This window comes from Enterobacter sp. BNK-14 (assembly GCF_047456095.1).
In the GTDB taxonomy this organism is placed as follows: domain Bacteria; phylum Pseudomonadota; class Gammaproteobacteria; order Enterobacterales; family Enterobacteriaceae; genus Enterobacter; species Enterobacter kobei.
This window is the reverse complement of sequence record NZ_CP179897.1, coordinates 521123-542379: the sequence shown is the minus strand read 5'-3', so window position 1 is coordinate 542379 and position 21257 is coordinate 521123. Positions and strand designations below refer to the sequence as shown.

Genomic DNA, 21257 nt, shown 5'->3' with positions numbered 1-21257 from the left:
CTCAAAACTGGCGTCGTGCGACCAGCCAGGCCCCGACAACCAGCATCACCGCACCGCACACCGGGCCTGCCAGGGCGCGGAGTGGAACGCCATGGCTTCTCAGAACGTCCATCACCAGCCCACCGATCAGCTGGCTGGCCACCAGTACGGCGATGGTGGTCGCTGCGCCAACGTTCTGATATCCGCTGATACTGGCAAAGACGAAAAACGAACCCAGCAGTCCCGGAATAAGCGTCCACCAGCGCACCGTTGCGGCCAGCTCGCTAAACCCGGCGACGCCCTGTTTCAGCAGCAGAATGCTGACAAACAGCACGATGCCGACCAGCGAGTTGAGCAGCATCGCGATCAGAATGGTGGAGGAGGATTGGGTGATGCGCACCATCAAGGTATTCTGTACCACCAGACCGATCCCCGCCGCCACCAGAAATGCCAGCGTCAGTGATTGATTCATGGAATAGCGTCCGGGTCGCTGCGCTCGTCAAGCTGCAGCTGCATAAAGATTAAGTCCAGCCACCGGCCAAACTTGGTTCCCACCTGCGGCATTTGTCCGGTAGTCACGAAACCGAGGGTTTCATGAAGGTGAATGGAGGCCTGATTTTGCGCTTCAATACCGGCCACCATCACATGTTTACCGAGGGTGCGGGCCTCGTTAATCAGCGCTTTCATCAACGTGCGGCCAATCCCCTTGCCCTGATGATCCGGATGGACATAGACCGAATGTTCTACCGTATGGCGGAAACCATCAAAGGCTCGCCAGTCACCGAAAGAGGCGTATCCGGTAATCACACCATTTTCCTCGCTCACCAGAACCGGATAGCCTGCAAGTGTACGAGCCTCAAACCACGCGATACGGTTATTGGTATCGACGGTTTTATCGTTCCAGATCGCGGCAGTGTGCAGCACCGCGTGGTTATAGATCTCTCCTATCGCAGCGCAGTCTTCTTTGCAGGCATGACGAACGATCATGATGTTCCCTCTGTGTGTTGTTCACTATAGTATTACGTTGTAGATACGATATTACACAACTGCATCGTCCGGGCGCTACGCCATAAGCCCTATTTTTTGTTATCAGAACCCCATTGAAATGCCATTCATACACTATAGTATGACGTCATGAACACAATAACAGACACAATGAATCAACGAATTAGTGCAAGAATTCGTCTTGAACGCGAGTCCCGCGGATGGTCCCTGAGCGAGCTGGCTGACCGGGCAGGGGTCTCGCGCGCGATGATCCACAAAATTGAGCGCGGAGACAGCAGCCCGACAGCGACTCTTCTTGCCCGCCTGTCCGGCGCGTTTGGCATCAGCATGTCCACGCTGATTGCACGCGCGGAGATGCAGGAAGGTAAACTCCTGCGCCTTGCCAATCAGCCTGTCTGGCGCGACCCGCAAACGCACTATCTCCGCCGTCATGTTTCTCCCCGTACCGATCTGCCCATCGACCTTGTTCAGGTAGAACTGCCTGCCGGGAGCGATGTGCCGATGCCCGCATCGTCTTACGCGCTGGCTCGTCAGCTCATCTGGCTGCAGTCCGGCGAGCTGGTGTTTCAGGAAGGCGACACACGCCACGAGATGCAGGCCGGTGACTGTCTTGAACTTGGGCCGCCAAATGACTGCCGTTTCATCAACGAAACGAATGAAAGCTGTGTCTATCTGGTTGTACGGCTTAACCAGTCGGGCTCGTAAAGGAAGCGATAACGCCGTTCATGAGCCAGGCTGTAATGACATTTGTAGCAGAAGGAGATCCTGATGAATCACGCTGTTTCGCAAAATCGCCGCTGGGTGCTGGCTTCTCGTCCACAGGGCGCGCCGGTCGCGGAAAATTTTCGTCTGGAAACACAACCTGTTCCCACGCCCGTTGAGGGGCAGCTGTTGCTTCGTACCGTCTGGCTGTCGCTGGATCCGTATATGCGGGGTCGCATGAGCGATGCGCCATCCTATTCCCCTCCGGTAGAGGTGGGTGCCGTAATGGTTGGGGGAACGGTCAGCCGCGTTGAGCAGTCAAACCATCCCGATTTCAAACCCGGTGAATGGGTGCTGGGCTACAGCGGCTGGCAGGAATATGAACTTTCGGATGGCAGCGGCCTGGTCAAGCTGGGCGACAATCCGTCTCATCCTTCCTGGTCGCTGGGTATTCTGGGTATGCCTGGTTTTACCGCCTATATGGGGTTACTGGATATCGGACAACCGAAAGCGGGTGAAACGCTGGTGGTCGCTGCGGCGACAGGTCCGGTTGGCGCCACCGTTGGGCAGATTGGCAAAATCAAAGGTTGCCGGGTAGTGGGCGTTGCCGGTGGGGCAGAAAAGTGCCGTCATGCCGTTGATGTTCTTGGGTTTGATCAGTGTCTCGATCACCACGCGGCGGATTTTGCTGACCAGCTGAAGCACGCCTGCCCGAAAGGGATTGATGTCTATTATGAAAACGTCGGGGGGAAAGTCTTTGACGCCGTACTGCCGCTACTGAATACCTCTGCGCGCGTGCCGGTTTGCGGCCTGGTGAGTGGCTACAATGCGACGGGCTTGCCTGAAGGACCGGATCGCTTGCCGCTGCTGATGGGCACCATTCTGAAGAAACGTATTCGGATGCAGGGGTTCATTATCGCTCAGGACTATGGCCACCACATTAAGGCGTTCCAGGACGAGATGGGGCGCTGGGTGCAGGAAGGTAAAATTCATTATCGTGAACAGGTCACGGATGGGCTGGAGAACGCGCCCGAGGCGCTTATTGGCCTGCTGGAAGGTCGAAATTTCGGCAAAGTCGTGATTCGCGTCGCGGGTGACAATAAATAAAAAGCATGATGGCGGGGTTTCCCGCCATATTTATTTGTGAAGATACGATATATTGTCTTTAATTAACGGACATGGTTTTTCGCGCCTTCATCCCGGATGAGCCCGAAGCCGATAAAAAATCACAGTTTGCTTTTTTTGCTGTTTTTACGTACTTCCCACCACCAGGCATGACGATACAGGATATATCGAAGCAGCGTCGTTTTATTAAACCGACGCTTAAAAATAGCATTAAGTTTTAGCTACAGGAATTGAACATGCTTGATTTGGATCACTTAGAAAAAGCCCAAAGGATCAGTCTTACCATGCAAGTTGAACTCAGTTTGAAAGGAGCATTAATTACAGGCTCCCTCAAACCTGGCGCACGGCTGATTACGAAAGAGATTGCCGATAAATTGGGAACCAGTATTACGCCGGTCCGCGAAGCGCTGCTGCGTCTGGTGTCGGCAGGGGCGTTACACGCTACGCCCGCGCAGGCCTTTCTGGTGCCAGAGGTCACGCTGGATCGTTATAACGAAATTAACGCCATTCGCAAACAGCTTGAGCCCATGGCAGTCGCCGCAGCCTGTCAGAATATGTCTGAGCAAAAGCTGGAGACGTTGCGCAAATTGTCGGACGTATTTCATGAGGCCATGCGCAACGGGAACGTCCAGCAGGCGCTCCATGCGAATCGTGTCTTCCGGTTTACGCTTTATCAGTATGCCGAAATGCCGACGCTGAATGCGTTGATTGAACAGCTATGGGTGCGCATCGGCCCGTGTATTAACTATCTTCACCGTGAGCTTGATGACATCAAAGTGTCGACTTATCACTATGACGAGCTGCTTTCAGCCCTTGAGAGAAGAGATGTTGATGCCAGCCAGAAGGCGATTGATAAGTTGATTGATGAAGCGAATACGCTTTTACAGCGACAATATTTTAACTAAGAGATTATTTAGCAGAGCGACTATATCCCGCACCTAATTATTTATCTGGTGAATAACTCCTGATGGCTTATTGCCATCAGGAGCATTATTTCATTTATAAAATAAACTTTACTTTTTTTCTCACTCGAAGCGATAAGAGACCGACAGACCAACACCGTAGTTACGTCCAGGTGCGGGCTCGTAATAACGCCCGTTCGATTCGTTAACAATAACGGAGCCGACATACTCTTTGTCGAACAGGTTATCTACGCGGCCAAAGACGTCCATCCCCCAGTTGCCATAGTTAAATTTATACCCGGTATTGAGCCCAACCACCGTGTACGACGGCGCTTTCGCCGTGTTTTCGTCATCAGCCATGATGTCGCTCATATAGCGCACGTCAGAACCCGCGTACCAGCCTTCTTCTGGCTGCCAGCCAAACGACGCGAAGCCCATATTGCGGGCAATGCCCGGCATACGGTTGCCATTACAGTCGGCATCGCCGCAGACGTTGGTGCGGTAGGTGGCGTCCAGGTACGTCCACGCCATTTTCAGTTTCCAGTTCTCAGCAAACTGCTGATCGAGAGAGACTTCTACCCCCTGACGGCGAGTTTTCCCGGCATTTTTATAGCTTGTACGACCGCCAGCGCTGGCATCTACCACGATCTCATCATCTGTGTCTGTGCGGAACAGCGCTGCCGTCAGCAGACCATTACCGATGCGGGTTTTGCTGCCCACTTCATAGGTGTTGTTCGTGGAAGGTTTCAGGCCGATGTTCAGGCCGCCCTGATTATCGGCGCGATAAGAAAGTTCGTTGATGGTCGGCGTTTCGAATCCACGTCCTGCGGCCGCATAGAGGTTCCACGCGTCCGTCACCGCATATTTCACCGAGCCTGCCGGGAGCCATTTGTGATAGCTCGCGTCACCGCTGTCATCGCCGTTCCCAGGCGTAACGTAGTGGTCGTTGGAATCGAACCAGACCGAGCTGTAACGCACGCCCGCGTCGACGGAAAGTTTCTGCGTTAACTGCCAGCTGGTTTGCAGATAAGGATCGACGTTCCACATCAGATTGCGTTCATCACGACGCTTATCGCCTTTAACGCCGTAATCCGGCACGCCGTTGTTCATCACGAAGTTTTCGTACCCGCGACGATCTTCGCTCATGTTTTCATAGTTCAGACCGGTGGTGAAGGTGACCGGCACCAGCAGCTCACCACGGTGCGTCCAGCGGGTATCAACGCCCTGATAGTGGCGCTGCATATCAATCACGCCGCCGGAGTGAGAAGGTCGCAGCTGCGGCTGATACGGAATCGACTGATACTGCGTCATTTCACGCTCACCGGCATACATCATCACGCTCAGATCGTCCTGAGCGCTAAGCTGGCGGTCATAGCGCAGCCCGGCCTGGGTCTGCTTGATGGTCTTGCGCGTGTTGTACTGATCGCCGCGCGGAGACTGACGTGGGTTGTTTTGCCACTCCTGATAGCTCAGCCCGCCCGGATCGTTGGCTTTCATGTCCACGCTGTTGAAAATCAGCGTCAGCTTGCTGGCGTCGTCAATGCGTACACCCAGTTTGGCGTTAGCCAGATTCTTCCGCGCGCCGCTGTGGTCGCGGAAGCCTTTGGTGGTGAAGCGGGTAGTCGAAACCGTGTAATCCACGTCTCCCGCATGCGTTCCGTCCCCCATGGCGCCGGTGGCTTTCATTCCATAGCGCCATGTACCGTAACTGCCATAATAGCTGCTCGCCTCAAGGGTCGGTGGCTGCTGCCCGGTCTGGGTAGTCATGTTAATCACGCCGCCAGAGGCGTTACCGTACAGGGCAGAGAAGGGGCCACGCAGCACTTCAACGCTGTCAATGCTGGAGAGATCGATGTTAGACGTCTGGCCCTGTCCGTCCGGCATGGTGGCAGGGATACCGTCGACATACATGCGAATGCCGCGCACGCCAAACGTTGATCGGGCACCAAACCCACGCACTGAAAGCTGGAGATCCTGGGCATAGTTCTGCCGGTTCTGGATTTGCAGCCCGGGAACGCTGCCAAGCGATTCAGAGAGGTTAATGCGTGGCGTGGCATGACGCATATCATCGCCATTCACGACGCTGACCGCCGCCGGGGTATCAAGTTCTGATACGGTTTGCGGCGTGGCGCTGACGATCATGGTTTGTTCCTCTGCGCCGATCGCACTAAGCGGCACAAAAACAACGGGGACCAGCAGCAGCGGGAGAGATGCCTTACGGGCAGAAATGATTTTCATGAGTAAAACCGGTTGTGGTGTGTAAACGAACCAAATGGAACATGTCCATACATGTTAAAGGTTTTGTAAATGTTTTGAAAACTATAACCGCACATTGCGTTAATGAAAGGCGAGAAGGGAAAGAAAAACTCCACTTTTAACTCATTAATGATTACTATTCTCATTATCATAACGGCGACGCCATGACGTTGCCAGCCGGAAGCGATGTCAGCCGTACTCCCATTTTTCAAAAAAGGAATTGTTATGTCTTTACGCCATCTGTGCTCACCGCGACTGAGCACCTCTCTGCTGTCTGCCGCTTTACTGTTTGCCGGAACCTTCCAGGTGCATGCCGCCGAAGAGATGCTGCGTAAAGCAGTGGGTAAAGGTGCCTATGAAATGGCGGTCAGCCAGCAGGAGAATGCGCTGTGGGTTGCGACGTCGCAAAGCCGTAAAACTGACAAGGGTGGGATTATCTATCGTCTTGATCCTGCCACGCTGGAGGTCACGCAGGCCATTCATAGCGATCTCAAACCTTTTGGTGCAACCCTCGACGGCGCGACGCAAACCCTGTGGTTGGGTAACACGATCAACGGTGCGGTGACGGCCATTGATGCGAAAACGGGCGACGTGAAAGGGCGTCTGGTGCTCGATAGTCGCCAGCGCAGCGAAACGGTGAAACCGCTGCAGCCGCGACAGCTGGTGGCGGATGACGCGAGCAACACGATTTACATCACCGGGGTGGGCAAAGAGAGCGTGATTTGGGTGGTGGATGGCGCCACGCTGAAGCTGAAAGGAACCATCGCAAATACGGGTACCTACAGCACCGGGCTGGCGCTTGATGCCAGGGCGAAACGCCTGTATACAACGAATGCGGACGGCGAGCTGGTCACCATTGATACCGCCACCAACACCATCCTCAGCCGCAAAAAAGTGCAGGACGACGGCAAAGAACACTTCTACCTGAATTTGAGCCTGGACACCGCCGGTCAGCGTGCCTTCCTGACCGACTCAAAACAGCCGGAAGTGCTGGTGGTGAGCCTGAAAGACGGCAGCGTGATTGAGAAAATTGCGGCGCCTGAATCACTGGCGGTTCTGTTTAACCCGGCTCGCAATGAAGCCTACGTGACGCACCGTGAAGCCGGTAAAGTGAGCGTGATTGACGCGAAGTCTTATAAGGTGACAAAAACCTTCGACACGCCTGTCTACCCGAATAGCCTGGCGCTGTCTGCCGATGGCAAAATCCTGTACGTGACGGTGAAACAAAAATCCACTCGCCAGCAGGAAGCCACTCAGCCTGACGATGTGATTCGTATTGCACTCTAATGTGGGAATTGCCCGGTGGCGCTGCGCTTACCGGGCCTACAAAAACGATAAGATATAGGCCGGGTAAGGCGAAGCCGCCACCCGGCTTTTTTATTAACGCGAGGTCTCTTCCACCAGCGGTGCGTCGTGTTTTTCATCATCAGGATGAACCGGCGCGGTGCTGTGAATTTCGTGAACGCGTTTACGTACGCCGAACCAGCCTGCGATCAGCAATACGGCCAGCAGCGGAATGGTGGCGATGGTATAGGTACCGTTCGGGTAGTCGAACGCCATCAGTACCAGCACGCTAAACAGGAAGAGCAGGGTGAGCCATGAGGTCACCGGTGCGCCCGGCAGCTTAAAGCTGACGTCAGCGGCTTTGCCTTCTTTAATGGCTTTACGCAGTCGCATCTGGCAAACCACGATAAAGGCCCAGGAGGCGATAATCCCAAGTGCGGCCACGTTCAGAACGATCTCGAAAACCTGAGACGGCACCAGATAGTTCAGGAATACACCGAAGACATACACCACCAGGGTCGCCAGAATACCGGCATACGGTACGTGCTGCTTGCTCATCTTCGACATGAACTTCGGCGCAGAACCGCCCATCGACATAGAGCGCAGGATACGACCGGTAGAGTAAAGGCCGGAGTTGAGGCTGGAGAGTGCCGCCGTCAGTACCACGATGTTCATGATGCTGCCAACGTAAGGCACGCCGAGCTTAGAGAAGAAGGTGACAAACGGGCTCTGACCAGCCTGATAGGCATTCCACGGCAGCAGCAGAACCAGCAGCACCACGGAGCCAACGTAGAACAGACCGATACGCCAGATCACGCTGTTAATGGCTTTCGGCACCATGGTCTGCGGATCTTTACATTCACCCGCTGCGGTACCGACCAGTTCGATAGAGGCAAAGGCAAACACGACGCCCTGAACCAGAACCAGCGCAGGCAGCAGACCGTGCGGGAAGAAACCGCCGTTATCGGTTATCAGGTGGAAGCCGGTGGCATTGCCATCCAGCGGCTTACCGCTGCCGAGGAACACGGTCCCGACGACCAGGAAAATCACAATCGCCAGCACTTTTACCAGCGCAAACCAGAACTCCATTTCGGCGAACCACTTCACGCCGATCATGTTCATGGTGCCGACAATCGCCAGCGCACCAAGGGCAAAGACCCACTGCGGCACGTCACCGAACGCGCCCCAGTAGTGCATGTAGAGCGCAACGGCGGTGATATCGACGATACCGGTCATCGCCCAGTTGACGAAGTACATCCAGCCTGCCACGTAGGCCGCTTTTTCACCGAGGAATTCACGGGCGTAGGAAACAAAACTCCCACTGGACGGACGATGCAGCACCAGTTCACCCAGTGCGCGAAGAATGAAGAAAGAGAAGATCCCGCACACCAGATACACCAGGGCGAGAGCCGGGCCAGCCATTTGCAGACGCGCACCAGCACCTAAAAACAGACCTGTTCCGATAGCGCCGCCGATGGCGATCATTTGCACCTGACGGTTGCCCATCGCTTTGTGGTAGCCCTCTTCGTGGGAGTTCAACCAGCGACGTTTAGCAGCGTGATGATCGGCTGCGCTTTTATTGCTTGTTTTCATTGAGTTACCTGTTTGCCTGTCTGAACCATTATCGTGATAGTCCTGCCTGGCAGAGAGCGATACAAACGATTGCTTCTGCGCAAACACATGTCGCCTTCCCAGTCATTCTGCGTATGGATAAGGCGAAACATGGCGAGGCATCCTACCTGCAATTCATAAGCGACGCAAAATATAACCGTGTCGAAAGTGATGCAGGTCGAAGGAAATCGTGTGGTCAGAGCAGATGAGGATTACAACACGCTGAATCGTGGCGAGTTTTTAGACAGAACTAATAGTGAAGTGCTGCTTTAATCATCAGAAATCCTTAATAATTACGTTGAGGTAGCGCGCAATGCGGCAGCGCGTCACGGGCATTTCATTAACAAAAATAAAACGATATGATCCGAAATGTTTTCTTCAGCATGGCCAGGCGGAACGGTGAAAATCAATATTATCGGTACCAGCGGGAGCGGAAAGAGTACGCTTGCCCGGCGCATCGCGACGGAACTGTCGCTCCCTTATATTGAGATGGACAGGCTCTACTGGCGTTCTGAGTGGAAGGGAACGCCCGATGAGGAGCTACTGGAGACGCTGGAAAATACGCTCGCTGCCACACCCGGCTGGGTGCTTGATGGCAACTACAACCGCACGCGCCCGGTGAAATGGCGTGAGGTTGATCTGGTCGTGTGGGTGGACTGCGGTTTTGTCCGTACGCTCTGGCAGGCGGTGACGCGCGCGTTTAAACGCGCATGGCACCAACAGGAACTGTGGCCTGGCACCGGAAACTGCGAAAGCTTCCGCCGCTCATTTTTCAGCCGGGAATCCATCATCATCTGGACCCTTAAAACCTGGCGCATTAACCGCGAGCGTTACGACGCTGATATGAAAAACCCGCAATACGCCCACATTCAGTTTGTTCGCATCACCCATCGCCAGGAGGCGGATGCGCTGATTGCTTCGCTGAAAACTCATCCCTAGCAGGGCGCTGTATATCTGATTTCCAGAAAACTAAATGTAAATTAATTGTTTCTCAGTGGTGAAATACGCCTTTAATAATGTCGACATGTTAAGTCAAACGAGAACGCAACATGTCATGGCGAATCAGCATTCTGGACAAAAGCCCCATCGCTGAAAACGAAACGGCTGCCGATGCACTGGCGCGTACGTTAGCGCTGGCGCAGCAGGCAGAAAATCTGGGCTATCACCGCTTCTGGATTGCCGAACACCACAATACCCCTCAGCTTGCCAGTCCCTCGCCGGAGCTGCTGATTGCCTGGATCCTCGGGCAAACAACGCGCATCCGGGTCGGTTCCGGGGGCGTCATGCTCCAGCACTACAGCCCTTATAAAGTCGCCGAGAATTTCAACGTGCTGGCCGCGCTGGCGCCCGGCCGCGTGGATCTTGGTGTCGGAAAAGCGCCTGGGGGATTACCGCTCTCGACCCGCGCGCTGCAGCTGGGGCTGGATCAGCAGGAAAAGGGCAGCTTTGCCGAACAGCTGGCCCAGCTCGATCGCTGGATCCGCCCTGAAAACCACTCAGCGGAGGAAGCCGTTCGCGCCACGCCGCAGCCGCCGGTACCTGCACAGGGTTTTCTGCTGGGCGCCAGCACGGAAAGCGCGCTGCTCGCCGCATCACTCGACTGGCACTTTGTCTTTGCCGCGCATCTGAACGGAGACCCGGAACTGTTACGCGAGGTGGTTTCGACCTGGCGTAAGAACAGCGCGCGGGAGGTGATAGTGGCGGTGCAGGCGATTATCGCACCGACCCAGGTTGAGGCCGAAGCCCTGGCGCAGAAGGTCGAAGTGTGGGGTGTTGAGCTGGCAAACGGCCAGCGCGTGACCGTCGCCAGCGAGGATCAGGCCTATGCCTTTGCGCGTCAGGCCGGGAGTGAGCCGGTGCGCATCGCCCGTCGCGCCCAGTCGCTGCTGGCGGGGACGGCGGAGTCGGTGCTGGAACAGCTGAACGCGCTACACGCGCAGTGGGGGATCGACGAATTTATCATCGACACGCCGATTGCGGAGGGGGCAACGCGCGTGCAGTCCCTGCGTTTGCTGGCCGAGGCGCGTCTGAACAGGGAGGTTACCGTATGAGCTTTGGTGAACAACTGATTGCCTGGCGTCGCGAGCTGCATCAGAACCCGGAGCTGTCCGGCCAGGAAGTGGAAACGACGGCGCGCCTGCGCCGGTGGCTGTCAGCCGCGGGCATCACGCCGCTGCCTTACGACCTGCCGACCGGTGTGGTGGCGGAGATCGGGACCGGTAACAAACTGATCGCGCTGCGGGCAGACATTGATGCCCTGCCCATTGAGGAGCGCAGCGGCGTGCCGTTTAGCTCGCAGCAGCCCGGCGTGATGCATGCCTGCGGACACGATATCCATACCAGCGTGATCCTCGGTGCAGCGTTAAAACTGAAAGCGCGGGAAGCCTCGCTTAAGGGGCGGGTGCGGATCCTGTTTCAGCCAGCCGAAGAGAACTTTGGGGGGGCGAAGAGCATGGTGCGGGCCGGTGCCCTGCGGGATGTCAGCGCGATTTTTGGGATGCACAACGAGCCCGGCCTGCCGGTGGGGAAGTTCGCGACCCGTGGCGGGCCGTTCTATGCCAACGTCGACCGCTTCGCGATCCGCATTACCGGTAAAGGCGCGCACGCCGCGCGCCCGCATGAAGGCAACGACGCTATTCTCCTGGCCAGCCAGCTGGTGACCGCGCTGCAAAGCGTCGCCAGCCGCAATGTGAATACGCTGGATTCGGTGGTGCTGAGCGTGACGCGCATCGCCGGGGGCAACACCTGGAACGTGCTGCCGGAAAGCGTTGAGCTGGAAGGTACGCTACGCACTCACCGCACGGAAGTGCAGCAGAACGTGAAGGCCCGCGTGGGGGAAATTGCGGCCGGTTTTGCCAGTGCCTTTAGCGCGCAGATTGATATCACCTGGTTTGCCGGGCCCACTGCGCTGGTCAATGACCAACGCTGGGCCGATTTCGCCACCTCGGTCGCCCGTGAAGCGGGGTATGAAACCCATCACGCCGAGCTACATATGGGCGGAGAAGATTTCGCAGTCTATCTCCAGTCTGTGCCCGGCGCGTTTGTCAGCATCGGCAGCAACAGTCCGTTTGGTTTACACCACCCGGCATTTAATCCGGATGAAGCCTTAATTGAACCCGCTGCCCGCTATTTTGCCCAGCTTGCGGAACACGCCCTGCAACACGTCTGATTAATCATGAGGTAAATATGTCTGCACATCGTCAACTGCGGCTCGGGACCATTTTGCATGGCGCATCCGGAAATATGTCCGCCTGGCGTCATCCGGCGGCCGTCGCGGATGCCAGTATCAATTTTGATTTCGTTAAAGAGACGGCATTAAAAGCGGAAGAGGGCAAACTCGATTTCTTATTCGTTGCCGACGGTCTTTATATTAACGAAAAATCGATCCCGCATTTTTTAAACCGGTTTGAGCCCTTAACGGTGTTATCCGCGCTGGCAAGTATTACCTCGCGACTGGGGCTGGTGGGAACCTTCTCCACCTCCTACAGCGAGCCCTTTACCACGGCACGGCAGTTCGCCAGCCTCGACCACCTGAGCAACGGACGTGCGGGCTGGAACGTGGTGACTTCGCCGCTGGAAGGTTCAGCGAAGAACTTTTCCCGCGAAAAACACCCGGAACATGCGCTGCGCTATCGCATTGCCGATGAGTATCTCGACGTGGTGAAAGGGCTGTGGAATTCCTGGGAAGAGGATGCCTTTATCCGTAATAAAGAGAGCGGTCAGTTTTTTGACCCGGCTAAACTGCACACTCTGAATCATCACGGGGATTTCTTCCAGGTCGCCGGGCCGCTCAATATTGGTCGCACGCCGCAAGGACGTCCGGTTGTCTTTCAGGCCGGTGCGTCGGATGACGGGAAAAAACTGGCGGCAAAACATGCCGACGCCATTTTTACCCACCATGACACCTTCGAAGAAGCAAAAGCGTTTTATCGCGACGTGAAGCAGCAGCTGGAAACGAACGGTCGGCGCGCGTCAGATTTGCATATTTTCCAGGGCGTCAGCGTCATCGTTGGCAACGATGCCGAAGACGTGGAAAACCAGTACCAGACTACGGCGGCGCTGGTGTCGATTAACGATGCCCTTAATTACCTCGGACGTTATTTTGAGCATCACGATTTTAGTCAGTACCCGCTCGACGAGCCGTTCCCGGATATCGGCGATTTAGGGAAAAACAGCTTCCGCAGCACCACCGATGAAATTAAGCGTAACGCCCGCGAACGCAACTTAACCCTGCGTCAGGTGGCGCTGGAAGCCGCGTCGCCGCGCCCGCGTTTTTCCGGCACGCCGGAAGAGGTTGCAGACGGCCTTCAGGCCTGGTTTGAAGGCTATGCCGCAGACGGCTTCATCATTCAGGGCGGCACGCCGGATACCTTCCCGCGCTTTGTTGACCAGGTAGTGCCCGTTTTGCAGGCCCGCGGCCTGTTCCGTACCGACTATCCCGGCACCACGTTGCGCGACAGCTTAGGTCTGGATCAACCGAAAAACACGTTCACACAACAATAAAAGAGAACACCGCTATGCAGAAAACATCGCTTATTCTGGCGCTCGCGCTGGCCTTTACCCCTGTCGTCCGGGCAGAGAATGTCACGATTAACGGCACTGGCGTGAGTATTGAGGCCAATAAAACGCCGATCAACACCGTCAAAAACGGTGATGCGGTGGCGCAGCTACCGAAGGATTATCGCTTTGCCGTACCCGGGAAATTTACCGTGGCGGTGGCGGGGCTGAATCAACCGCCGCTCACGGTTTTCTCCGATGACAACAAAACGCTGTTGGGAAGCGAGGTCGACGTCGCTCGCCTGGTGGCTGACAGCCTCGGGCTGGAGCTGAACGTGGTGCCGACCTCGTGGGAAGACTGGCCGCTGGGCGTGGCGTCCGGAAAATACGATGCCGCCATCAGCAATATTACCGTCACCAAAGCGCGCAAAGAGAAGTTTGATTTCGCCACCTACCGTAAGGACTCCCTCGGTTTCTACGTGAAATCGACCAGCCCGATTACCTCGCTTAAAAAAGCAGAGGACATCGCCGGGCTCAGGATTATTGTGGGCTCCGGTACCAATCAGGAAGCCATTCTGCTGGCATGGAATGCCGAGAACCTCAAGAAGGGGCTAAAACCCTTTACTCCGATCTACACCAAAGACGATGCGGCGCAAACGCTGGCGCTGCAGTCCGGGCGCGCGGATGCCTACTTTGGCCCGAACGTGATTGGCGCGTGGAAAGCGGCGCTCAACGGCAAAACCAAACTCGTCGGCAGCGTGGACGGCGGCTGGCCGAAAGCGGCGCATATCGCGGTCACGCTGAGAAAAGGCAGCGGCCTGGTCGAGCCGGTGCAAACCGCGCTTAATGGCGTAATCAAAAACGGCGATTACGACAAAGTACTAAACCGCTGGGGAGAAGGGGTTGAGCGCATTGCTCATTCCGAGGTAAACCCGGCAGGTCTGGGAGATTAAGGAGGCGCTATGCGTGAACAATTTCGTGATGTTTCGCCGGAAGATGCCGAACTGCAGCCGATTATCGAGGGACTGTTCGGTGAATATGCCGCCCGCTACGGCGACTACTTCTCTAAGGACGCGGAAGTTGAGCTCACGGCGTGGTATTTGGCGCCACAGGGGCTGTTTATCGTGCTGGAACGTGACGAGAAGATTATCGCCACCGGTGCGTACAAACCCTTTGATGAACGGACCGCCGAAATTAAACGCATCTGGACGGACAAATCCCTGCGTCAGCAGGGGCTTGCTGCCCGCGTGGTGCAGGAACTGGAGCGCAGGGCGGTGCTGGCGGGTTACAGCCAGATCTACCTGACGACCGGTTTTCGTCAACCGGAAGCGGTGCGGCTCTATCTCAGCCAGGGATACCAGCCGCAGTTCGATCTCACCCGTGACCCGGAAGAGTACAGCCAGCCGCCGTTTGACGGTCGGCTGCGTTTCACCAAAACGCTGGTACGCGAAGCGTTCAGTAAAACCGCATGAGGAACGACGATGAGCAACGTTGAAACCATTAAGGTGGTCCCGGCGCGTTATCCGCTGCGGACCGTCGGCGCCGTGGTGGCCCTGTTTATCCTGGCCGTTGTGATCCAGTCCGTGGCCTTTAACCCGCGCTGGGAGTGGGCGGTGTTTGCCCGCTGGTTCTTTGACCCGGTGATCCTCGCAGGTGTCGGGCAGACCCTGCTGCTGACCCTGATCGGCACTGCGCTGAGCGTGGTGATTGGCGGCCTGCTGGCCCTGGCGAGACTCTCTTCCTCCTGGCTGTTAAGCAGCCTGGCGTGGGGATACATCTGGTTGTTCCGCTCGCTGCCGCTCATAGTCGTGCTGATCATCCTCTACAACTTCTCCTATCTCTACGACACGCTCTCGATCGGCGTACCGTTCACCCGCATCACCTGGGGCAGTTTTGAAACCATCAACGTGCTCGGGCAATTTTCTACCGCGGTGGTGGGGTTAACCCTCGTTCAGAGTGCCTATACCGCCGAGATCATTCGTGGCGGATTCCTCGGGGTCGATCACGGCCAGTATGAGGCCGCCGCCGCGCTCGGCCTGCCCGCATGGCGTCGCACGGTGCGGATCATTCTGCCCCAGGCGCTGCGTACCATATTGCCGTCGGGGTTCAATGAAATTATCAGTCTCGCCAAGGGTACGGCGATGGTGTATGTCCTGGCGATGCCGGAGCTGTTCTATACCATCCAGATGATCTACAACCGCACGCAGGAGGTGATCCCGCTGCTGATGGTCGGTGCCGCGTGGTACCTGGCGATCACCACCGTTCTGTCCGCTATCCAGTATGGTGTTGAGCGCGGGCTCGCCCGCAGCGAACGCCGCTCCGCCGTGAACCAGAACAGCGCCACCCGTCGTAGCCGCGCTGTCACCACCACGCCTGCACAGGAGCCCGTCCATGCAAGCCTCTCCTGAAGGACATATTTCAATTACCGGCGTCAGCAAATATTTTGGCCGCCATAAAGCGCTCGACAACGTCACGCTTGAGATCCCGCCGGGCTCCGTAACGGTGATCCTCGGACCGTCCGGCTCGGGTAAATCGACGCTGCTACGCACCATTAACCACCTGGAGCGCGTCGACGAAGGCTTCATCCAGATCGACGGGGACTACATTGGCTACCGTCGTCAGGGTGACAGGCTTTACGAACTGAAAGAGAACGAGATCCTCAAGCAGCGCGTCAACGTGGGCTACGTGTTTCAGAACTTCAATCTCTTTCCGCATCTCACGGTGCTGGAAAATCTGATTGAGGCGCCCATCGCGCATAAAAAGCTCAGCAGGAAAGAGGCGGTGGAAAGGGCATATAGCCTGCTGGATGTGGTGGGGCTGAGGGATAAAGCGGACGCCTGGTCCCGCCATCTCTCCGGCGGCCAGCAGCAGCGCATTGCCATTGCCCGTGCGCTGGCGCTGCGTCCGCGCGTAATGCTGTTTGACGAGCCTACCTCGGCGCTGGATCCGGAGCTGGTGGGGGAAGTCCTGGACGTCATCAAAAAGCTGGCCCGCTCTGGCACCACGCTGGTGGTGGTCACGCATGAGATCGGATTTGCCCGGGAAGTGGCGGATCAGGTGGTATTTATGGTCGACGGGAAAATTGTGGAGCAGGGCAACAGCGACGACGTTTTAAACCGTCCGTCGCACCCGCGAACGCGCCAGTTCCTCTCTAAAGTGCTGTAAGGAGCGCAGATGAAATATGGATGTCTGGTTGGGTTGTTCTTCACGACGGTGAGCCACGCCGGGATTGATGTGCAGGCCAACGAGCAGCCGCTGCCGGTGACGGTGGATCGGCAGGCGGTGGCGAAGATCCCCGCAAACTACAGGTTTGTTGAGCCGGGAACGCTTACGGTTGCCGTTTCCATGCTGAACTCTCCACCGCTGGCGCTGCTGGCCAGCGACAATCGCACGCGCATCGGCAGCGATCCGGATATCGCCCGCCTGCTGGCGGGTAGCCTGGGGCTCAAGCTGAAGCTGATACCGACGGCGTGGGAAGACTGGCCGCTGGGGATCGCCTCCGGACGCTACGACGTGGCGCTGGTGAACATTGCGGTGACCGAACAGCGTAAAGAGAAGTTTGATTTTGCGACCTACCGCGTCGATTCGCTGGCGTTCTCGGTGAAATCCACCAGCGAGATTCAGTCGATCAAAAGCCCGGAAGATCTGGCCGGGAAAAAGGTGATTGTCGGCTCGGGGACCAATCAGGAGCGCATCCTGCTGGGCTGGAACGAGGAGAACAAAAAGGCGGGACGCGAACCTGCGCTGCCGGTCTATCTCCACGACGATGCCTCGGGCAATCTCTATATTCAGTCTGGCCGGGCGGATGTGTTATTTGGTCCGCAGTCGGTTTCGTCCTGGAAAGCGGCGCTCACCGGAAAAACGCGCGTCGTGGGGTTAGGCCCAAAGAAAGCCTTTGTCGCCACGACCACGAAAAAGGGGAATGGGCTGGTGTACGCCCTGCAGGCCGCGCTGGACGGGGCGATTGCGCGGGGTGAGTACCAGAAGGTGCTGGCGCGCTGGGGTGAACAGGGCGAAGCGGTCACGCAGTCGGAGGTCAACCCGCCTGGGATAACCTACTAATGGTGCTCTACACTTAGGGTTTTCATCCCTGAGGGGGCAACATGATGAAACTTTATGGCGTACCCGGCTGGGGCTCGACAATCAGTGAAGTGATGCTGACCCTGGCCGATATCCCTTATCAGTTTGTGAACGTGGACGGGTTTGACCAGCCTGGTCCGCAGCGTGAGTTGCTGCAAAAGCTCAATCCGCTGTGTCAGGTGCCCACGCTGGCGCTGGAAAATGGCGCCATCATGACCGAAACGGCGGCGATTGCCCTGATGGTACTCGACCGCTGTCCCGATCTTGCGCCGCCCGTGGGGCAGGTCGAACGCCAGCAGTTTCAGCGTTTGCTTATCTGGTTTGTGGCTAACGTCTATCCCACTTTTACGTTTGCAGATTATCCCGAACGCTGGGCGCCCGACGCACCGGAACAGTTGCAGAAAAACTGCATTGCGTACCGGAAATCCCTCTATTTATGGTTCGAAAGTCAGCTTAAAGCCGCGCCGTTTGCATTGGGAGAACGACTGACGCTGCTGGATGTGTATATTGCCGTGGCGCGCACCTGGGGGGCTCGTCACGACTGGTTTGCTGCCAATACCCCGAAATTTACGGCGATCGCCGATACCGTCTGTCAGCTGCCAGAACTGCACAAGGTGTTAAAGGCAAATACTATTATCTGATAACGTGAAGCGCTCAACCACAACAGGAAACCTGCATATGCCACACGTAGATATCAAATACTTTCCCCGCGATCTCAATGACGAACAAAAAACCGCGCTGGCGGCCGATATTGCCGAAGTGATTACGCGCCATCTTAACAGTAAAGACCGTTCCATTTCGGTAGCGCTGAATGAAGTTCAGGAAGCAGACTGGAAAGCCAAGGTCTGGGATACCGAGATCGCCCCGAAGATGGATGACCTGATTAAGAAACCGGGATATTCAATGTAAGTTTTATGCCGGGTGGCCGCTTCGTCTTACCCGGCTTTGTCTGCCTCTCCAGCCTTCTTTCCGCAAAAAACGATAAAAATAAGTTTAATCTTATCCGGTACACTTTACGTTCCTGACTGACATTTTATAAATCCTTAGGAAAGATCGACAACAGAATCAATTAAGGACAGCAACGTTAAAGGATAATTTTCTCATGACAAAATTACCCCGGTTTTCACCTGCCTTTTTCCATCCTCGATACTGGCTAAGCTGGACAGGCATCGCCGCGCTATGGCTCATTATGCTACTGCCTTATCCGCTGTTATTCAGAATTGGACATCGCCTCGGGCGGCTGGCTATGCGCCTTCTCTCTCGCCGCGTGGCGATTGCCCGCCGCAACCTTGAGCTATGCTTCCCGCAGATGAAAGCAGAGGAGCGTGAAGCCTTGCTGCAGCGTAACTTTGAATCCGTGGGGATGGGGGTAATTGAAACCGGCATGGCGTGGTTCTGGCCCGAGTGGCGGGTGCGTAAATGCTTTACCGTGTGCGGGTATGAGCATATGGAGCAGGCCAGGGCGCAAGGAAAGGGCGTGGTGCTGGTTGGCATGCATTTTCTCACCCTTGAACTGGGCGCGCGGATTTTTGGCATGCTCAACCCGGGGATTGGGGTTTATCGTCCGAATAATAATGCGTTGCTGGACTGGCTTCAGACGCGCGGGCGTCTGCGTTCTAATAAAACCATGCTGGACCGTCATGATTTAAAAGGCATGATCCGCGCCCTGAAGCAGAATGAGATTCTGTGGTACGCCCCGGATCACGACTATGGCAAGGCTAACAGCGTGTTTGCACCCTTCTTTGCTGTCCCGGATGCCGCAACTACGGCAGGAAGCTATATGCTGGTAAAAAGCGCTCAGCCCGCCGTGATTCCGTTCGTGCCGCGTCGCAGGGCGGACGGAACCGGTTACGAACTGATTATTCTTGAGGATATCAGCGCGTCGTTGCAGGGTGCTGACAAAGAGACGGTTGCAACGCAGATGAACAGGGCTATCGAGCGAGCCGTGCTGATGGCACCGGAGCAGTATATGTGGCTCCACCGACGCTTCAAAACGCGCCCGGAAGGCCAGCCGGACAGGTACGCCCGCCGCAAGAGCGTGGCATCGCGAGCGGATATTCTCTCCGCCGACGAGCTTACTGACCGCTCGGGCGTCCAGCACTAAGGGAGCATCCTGCCCTCACCATGCGGTGAGGGCCTGCGGTACGGCGCATAGTCCGCAGGCCACCAGGGCTGCTGTCGAGTATCTACAGTGGCGAGAGATAACAACATGACCGGAAAATTGCGGCCAGCTTTTTTACCGCGTCTTCTATTTCCCTTTCGGTGTAAGCGGCAAATCCCATTAAAAAACCGGTGGATACCGGGCTGCCTGCATATAAGCCGGTAAGTCCTAATATATCAATATCAGCGCGACGGGCCGCGGCGGCAATATCCTTCTCGGATAACCCGTGCCTCAGGTGGCAAGGCATCTGCATGCCACCCGCTGGCGTTGCGTACACAACATAATCAGAAAGATACTCGTCCATCAGGCTGGCCAGTTTGTCGCGACGAGCAACATAAACGTTCCTCATCTTGCGAATATAGGCACCAAAATGGCCCCCCTCCAAAAATTTAGCCAGCGTCAGTTGAGTGATTGATGCGGTATGGCCGTCCATTAATGTCCTGGCCATGGTAAAGGGCTCGGTCAGTTCTGAGGGGACGATCATGTACGCAATACGTAGCCCGGGGAACAGCGACTTGGTGAACGTGCCGATATAAATTGTCCGGTTGTAAGCATCCAGCCCCTGAAGGCAGGCCATAGGCTTTCCTTCATAGTGAAACTCACTGTCATAGTCATCCTCAATGATCCAGGCGGCGTGACGGTTTGCCCAGTCAATGACGGCCAGTCGTCGGTCAAGAGAGAGTGTCACCCCGGTTGGATACTGATGAGAAGGGGTAAGGTAGATAGCTCTGGCAGGTTCGGTTAGCGAATTAAGTGCGCCAACGGATATGCCTTTTTCATCAAGAGGAACCGGGACAGGGTGCAGTCCGGCAGCCTTAAACGCTTTGTGTGCCCCTTGATAGGTGGGATCTTCAATGACAATACTCTCCCCGTTGTCCAGCAGCACGTGTGAACAGAGCGCTAGCGCCTGTTGAGAACTTGTCAGAACGATCACCTGTTCTGCACTCGCACGTGTCCCGCGCTCAAGATTGACATATTCCGCGATGGCCCGCCGTAAGCGCTCCATGCCCTGCGGTGGACTTTGCTCCAGTATTTTGTGCTGATATTCCTTCAGGACCTGCCGCTGAAGACGCTCCCAGGTTGGAATGGGGAACAGGCGGGTTTCGGGGATACCGGGCGCCAGCGGACGTGGCGAAGAAAACTCGCGGATCCCGCCACTTTCATAGATGACCTTTCCACGGGCGCTAAGTTTTGCTTTTCGTGTTTCCGCGGTTGGCGGATGCTGTCGGGAACGAGGTTTTAAAAACCGGGCGCTGGAAGAGACGAAGCTCCCTCTGCCTGTTTGCCGCTCAATAAAACCTTCTGCATGCAGGCTGGAATAGGCTGCTTCAACCGTATCCCGCGAAACATTCAATGAGGTAGCCAGCGCACGTGAAGCAGGAAGCGCCTTACCGTGCGATAAGGTCCCTTCAAGTATCAATGTGCGTATCGCTCTCTGGATCCTTTCATGAAGCGGTAGTGAACCGTTTGCAGGGTCGGAAATCCATGCCTTAACCGTTTCAAGCTGCGCGTGCTTAAACATTATGTTGTCCACGTTTCCCTCTGTGTCCCTTGATTCTAAAGCAATATTGCATGCAGCAGGATGAAAAATTGGTCTGCCTTTGTGATGAGAATTGGCGGGGCAAAACGGGCCATTCAGCGAATACACTCTTCCT

At 56.1% G+C, this 21257-nt stretch carries 19 protein-coding genes and 1 pseudogene; 15 read left to right on the top strand and 5 right to left on the bottom strand.

Going from position 1 to position 21257, the window contains the following annotated elements; all coding sequences use genetic code 11:
• Position 1 precedes the first annotated feature (1 nt).
• The gene (locus ACMGGM_RS02565; RefSeq protein ID WP_014883949.1) at positions 2 to 451 is read right to left on the bottom strand and encodes a DMT family transporter; all 450 of its coding nucleotides are present in this window, start codon (positions 449 to 451) and stop codon (positions 2 to 4) included.
• Complete coding sequence (locus tag ACMGGM_RS02560; protein WP_045135200.1) at positions 448 to 966, bottom strand: GNAT family N-acetyltransferase; 519 nt, start codon at positions 964 to 966, stop codon at positions 448 to 450. Before ACMGGM_RS02560 ends, ACMGGM_RS02565 begins: the two co-directional genes overlap by 4 nt.
• A 147-nt stretch (positions 967 to 1113) precedes the next feature.
• On the opposite strand from ACMGGM_RS02560, the gene ACMGGM_RS02555 reads away from it, so the two are divergent.
• The 3 genes from ACMGGM_RS02555 to ACMGGM_RS02545 all read left to right on the top strand — a co-directional run bounded on the left by ACMGGM_RS02555 (position 1114) and on the right by ACMGGM_RS02545 (position 3716).
• Positions 1114 to 1689: a helix-turn-helix domain-containing protein gene (locus ACMGGM_RS02555; protein WP_014883947.1), complete on the top strand. Its 576-nt coding sequence runs from the start codon at positions 1114 to 1116 to the stop codon at positions 1687 to 1689.
• 63 nt (positions 1690 to 1752) lie between these two features.
• Positions 1753 to 2793: an NADP-dependent oxidoreductase gene (locus ACMGGM_RS02550; RefSeq protein ID WP_023330497.1), complete on the top strand. Its 1041-nt coding sequence runs from the start codon at positions 1753 to 1755 to the stop codon at positions 2791 to 2793.
• 254 nt (positions 2794 to 3047) lie between these two features.
• A complete protein-coding gene (locus ACMGGM_RS02545) occupies positions 3048 to 3716 on the top strand; it encodes a GntR family transcriptional regulator (protein ID WP_014883946.1) in 669 nt (222 codons plus the stop codon).
• Between the two features lie 120 nt (positions 3717 to 3836).
• Here ACMGGM_RS02545 and pqqU read toward each other — a convergent pair whose 3' ends face one another.
• The gene (gene pqqU / locus ACMGGM_RS02540; RefSeq protein WP_014883945.1) at positions 3837 to 5951 is read right to left on the bottom strand and encodes a TonB-dependent receptor PqqU; all 2115 of its coding nucleotides are present in this window, start codon (positions 5949 to 5951) and stop codon (positions 3837 to 3839) included.
• A 243-nt stretch (positions 5952 to 6194) separates the two neighbouring features.
• Between pqqU and ACMGGM_RS02535 the strand changes: the two genes are divergently transcribed.
• Positions 6195 to 7256 carry a YncE family protein gene (locus tag ACMGGM_RS02535; protein ID WP_045135531.1) on the top strand — a complete coding sequence of 354 codons (1062 nt, stop codon included), beginning with the start codon at positions 6195 to 6197 and terminating at the stop codon, positions 7254 to 7256.
• Between the two features lie 93 nt (positions 7257 to 7349).
• On the opposite strand, the gene ansP is transcribed toward ACMGGM_RS02535, so the two are convergent.
• A complete protein-coding gene (gene ansP, locus ACMGGM_RS02530) occupies positions 7350 to 8846 on the bottom strand; it encodes an L-asparagine permease (protein WP_014883943.1) in 1497 nt (498 codons plus the stop codon).
• A 417-nt stretch (positions 8847 to 9263) separates the two neighbouring features.
• Here ansP and ACMGGM_RS02525 point away from each other — a divergent pair, with 417 nt between their 5' ends.
• The 11 genes and pseudogenes from ACMGGM_RS02525 to ACMGGM_RS02475 all read left to right on the top strand — a co-directional run bounded on the left by ACMGGM_RS02525 (position 9264) and on the right by ACMGGM_RS02475 (position 19545).
• A complete protein-coding gene (locus ACMGGM_RS02525) occupies positions 9264 to 9803 on the top strand; it encodes an AAA family ATPase (protein ID WP_045282143.1) in 540 nt (179 codons plus the stop codon).
• A 110-nt stretch (positions 9804 to 9913) separates the two neighbouring features.
• Positions 9914 to 10915: an LLM class flavin-dependent oxidoreductase gene (locus tag ACMGGM_RS02520; RefSeq protein WP_248234790.1), complete on the top strand. Its 1002-nt coding sequence runs from the start codon at positions 9914 to 9916 to the stop codon at positions 10913 to 10915.
• Positions 10912 to 12033: an amidohydrolase gene (locus tag ACMGGM_RS02515; RefSeq protein WP_014883940.1), complete on the top strand. Its 1122-nt coding sequence runs from the start codon at positions 10912 to 10914 to the stop codon at positions 12031 to 12033. Before ACMGGM_RS02520 ends, ACMGGM_RS02515 begins: the two co-directional genes overlap by 4 nt.
• 17 nt (positions 12034 to 12050) lie before the next feature.
• Positions 12051 to 14314, top strand: a pseudogene (locus ACMGGM_RS02510) (NtaA/DmoA family FMN-dependent monooxygenase).
• Positions 14315 to 14323: 9 nt separating this feature from the next.
• Positions 14324 to 14833, top strand: a complete 510-nt coding sequence (locus ACMGGM_RS02505) for a GNAT family N-acetyltransferase (RefSeq protein ID WP_023330489.1) — start codon at positions 14324 to 14326, stop codon at positions 14831 to 14833.
• A 9-nt stretch (positions 14834 to 14842) separates the two neighbouring features.
• Positions 14843 to 15769, top strand: coding sequence for an amino acid ABC transporter permease (locus ACMGGM_RS02500; protein WP_032636418.1), 927 nt, complete (start codon positions 14843 to 14845; stop codon positions 15767 to 15769).
• Positions 15753 to 16526: an amino acid ABC transporter ATP-binding protein gene (locus tag ACMGGM_RS02495; protein ID WP_032636419.1), complete on the top strand. Its 774-nt coding sequence runs from the start codon at positions 15753 to 15755 to the stop codon at positions 16524 to 16526. The genes ACMGGM_RS02500 and ACMGGM_RS02495 overlap by 17 nt, the downstream gene beginning before the upstream one ends.
• A gap of 9 nt (positions 16527 to 16535) precedes the next feature.
• Positions 16536 to 17423, top strand: a complete 888-nt coding sequence (locus ACMGGM_RS02490; RefSeq protein ID WP_014883934.1) for a transporter substrate-binding domain-containing protein — start codon at positions 16536 to 16538, stop codon at positions 17421 to 17423.
• 41 nt (positions 17424 to 17464) lie between these two features.
• Positions 17465 to 18082 carry a glutathione S-transferase family protein gene (locus ACMGGM_RS02485; RefSeq protein WP_045282141.1) on the top strand — a complete coding sequence of 206 codons (618 nt, stop codon included), beginning with the start codon at positions 17465 to 17467 and terminating at the stop codon, positions 18080 to 18082.
• 37 nt (positions 18083 to 18119) lie between these two features.
• Positions 18120 to 18350, top strand: a complete 231-nt coding sequence (gene pptA / locus ACMGGM_RS02480) for a tautomerase PptA (protein ID WP_045282140.1) — start codon at positions 18120 to 18122, stop codon at positions 18348 to 18350.
• Positions 18351 to 18543: 193 nt separating this feature from the next.
• Entirely contained in the window at positions 18544 to 19545 is a 1002-nt protein-coding gene (locus ACMGGM_RS02475) for a Kdo(2)-lipid IV(A) acyltransferase (protein WP_045282139.1), read from the top strand.
• Between the two features lie 82 nt (positions 19546 to 19627).
• On the opposite strand, the gene ACMGGM_RS02470 is transcribed toward ACMGGM_RS02475, so the two are convergent.
• Complete coding sequence (locus ACMGGM_RS02470; RefSeq protein ID WP_248189277.1) at positions 19628 to 21124, bottom strand: PLP-dependent aminotransferase family protein; 1497 nt, start codon at positions 21122 to 21124, stop codon at positions 19628 to 19630.
• Between the last annotated feature and the right edge of the window lie 133 nt (positions 21125 to 21257).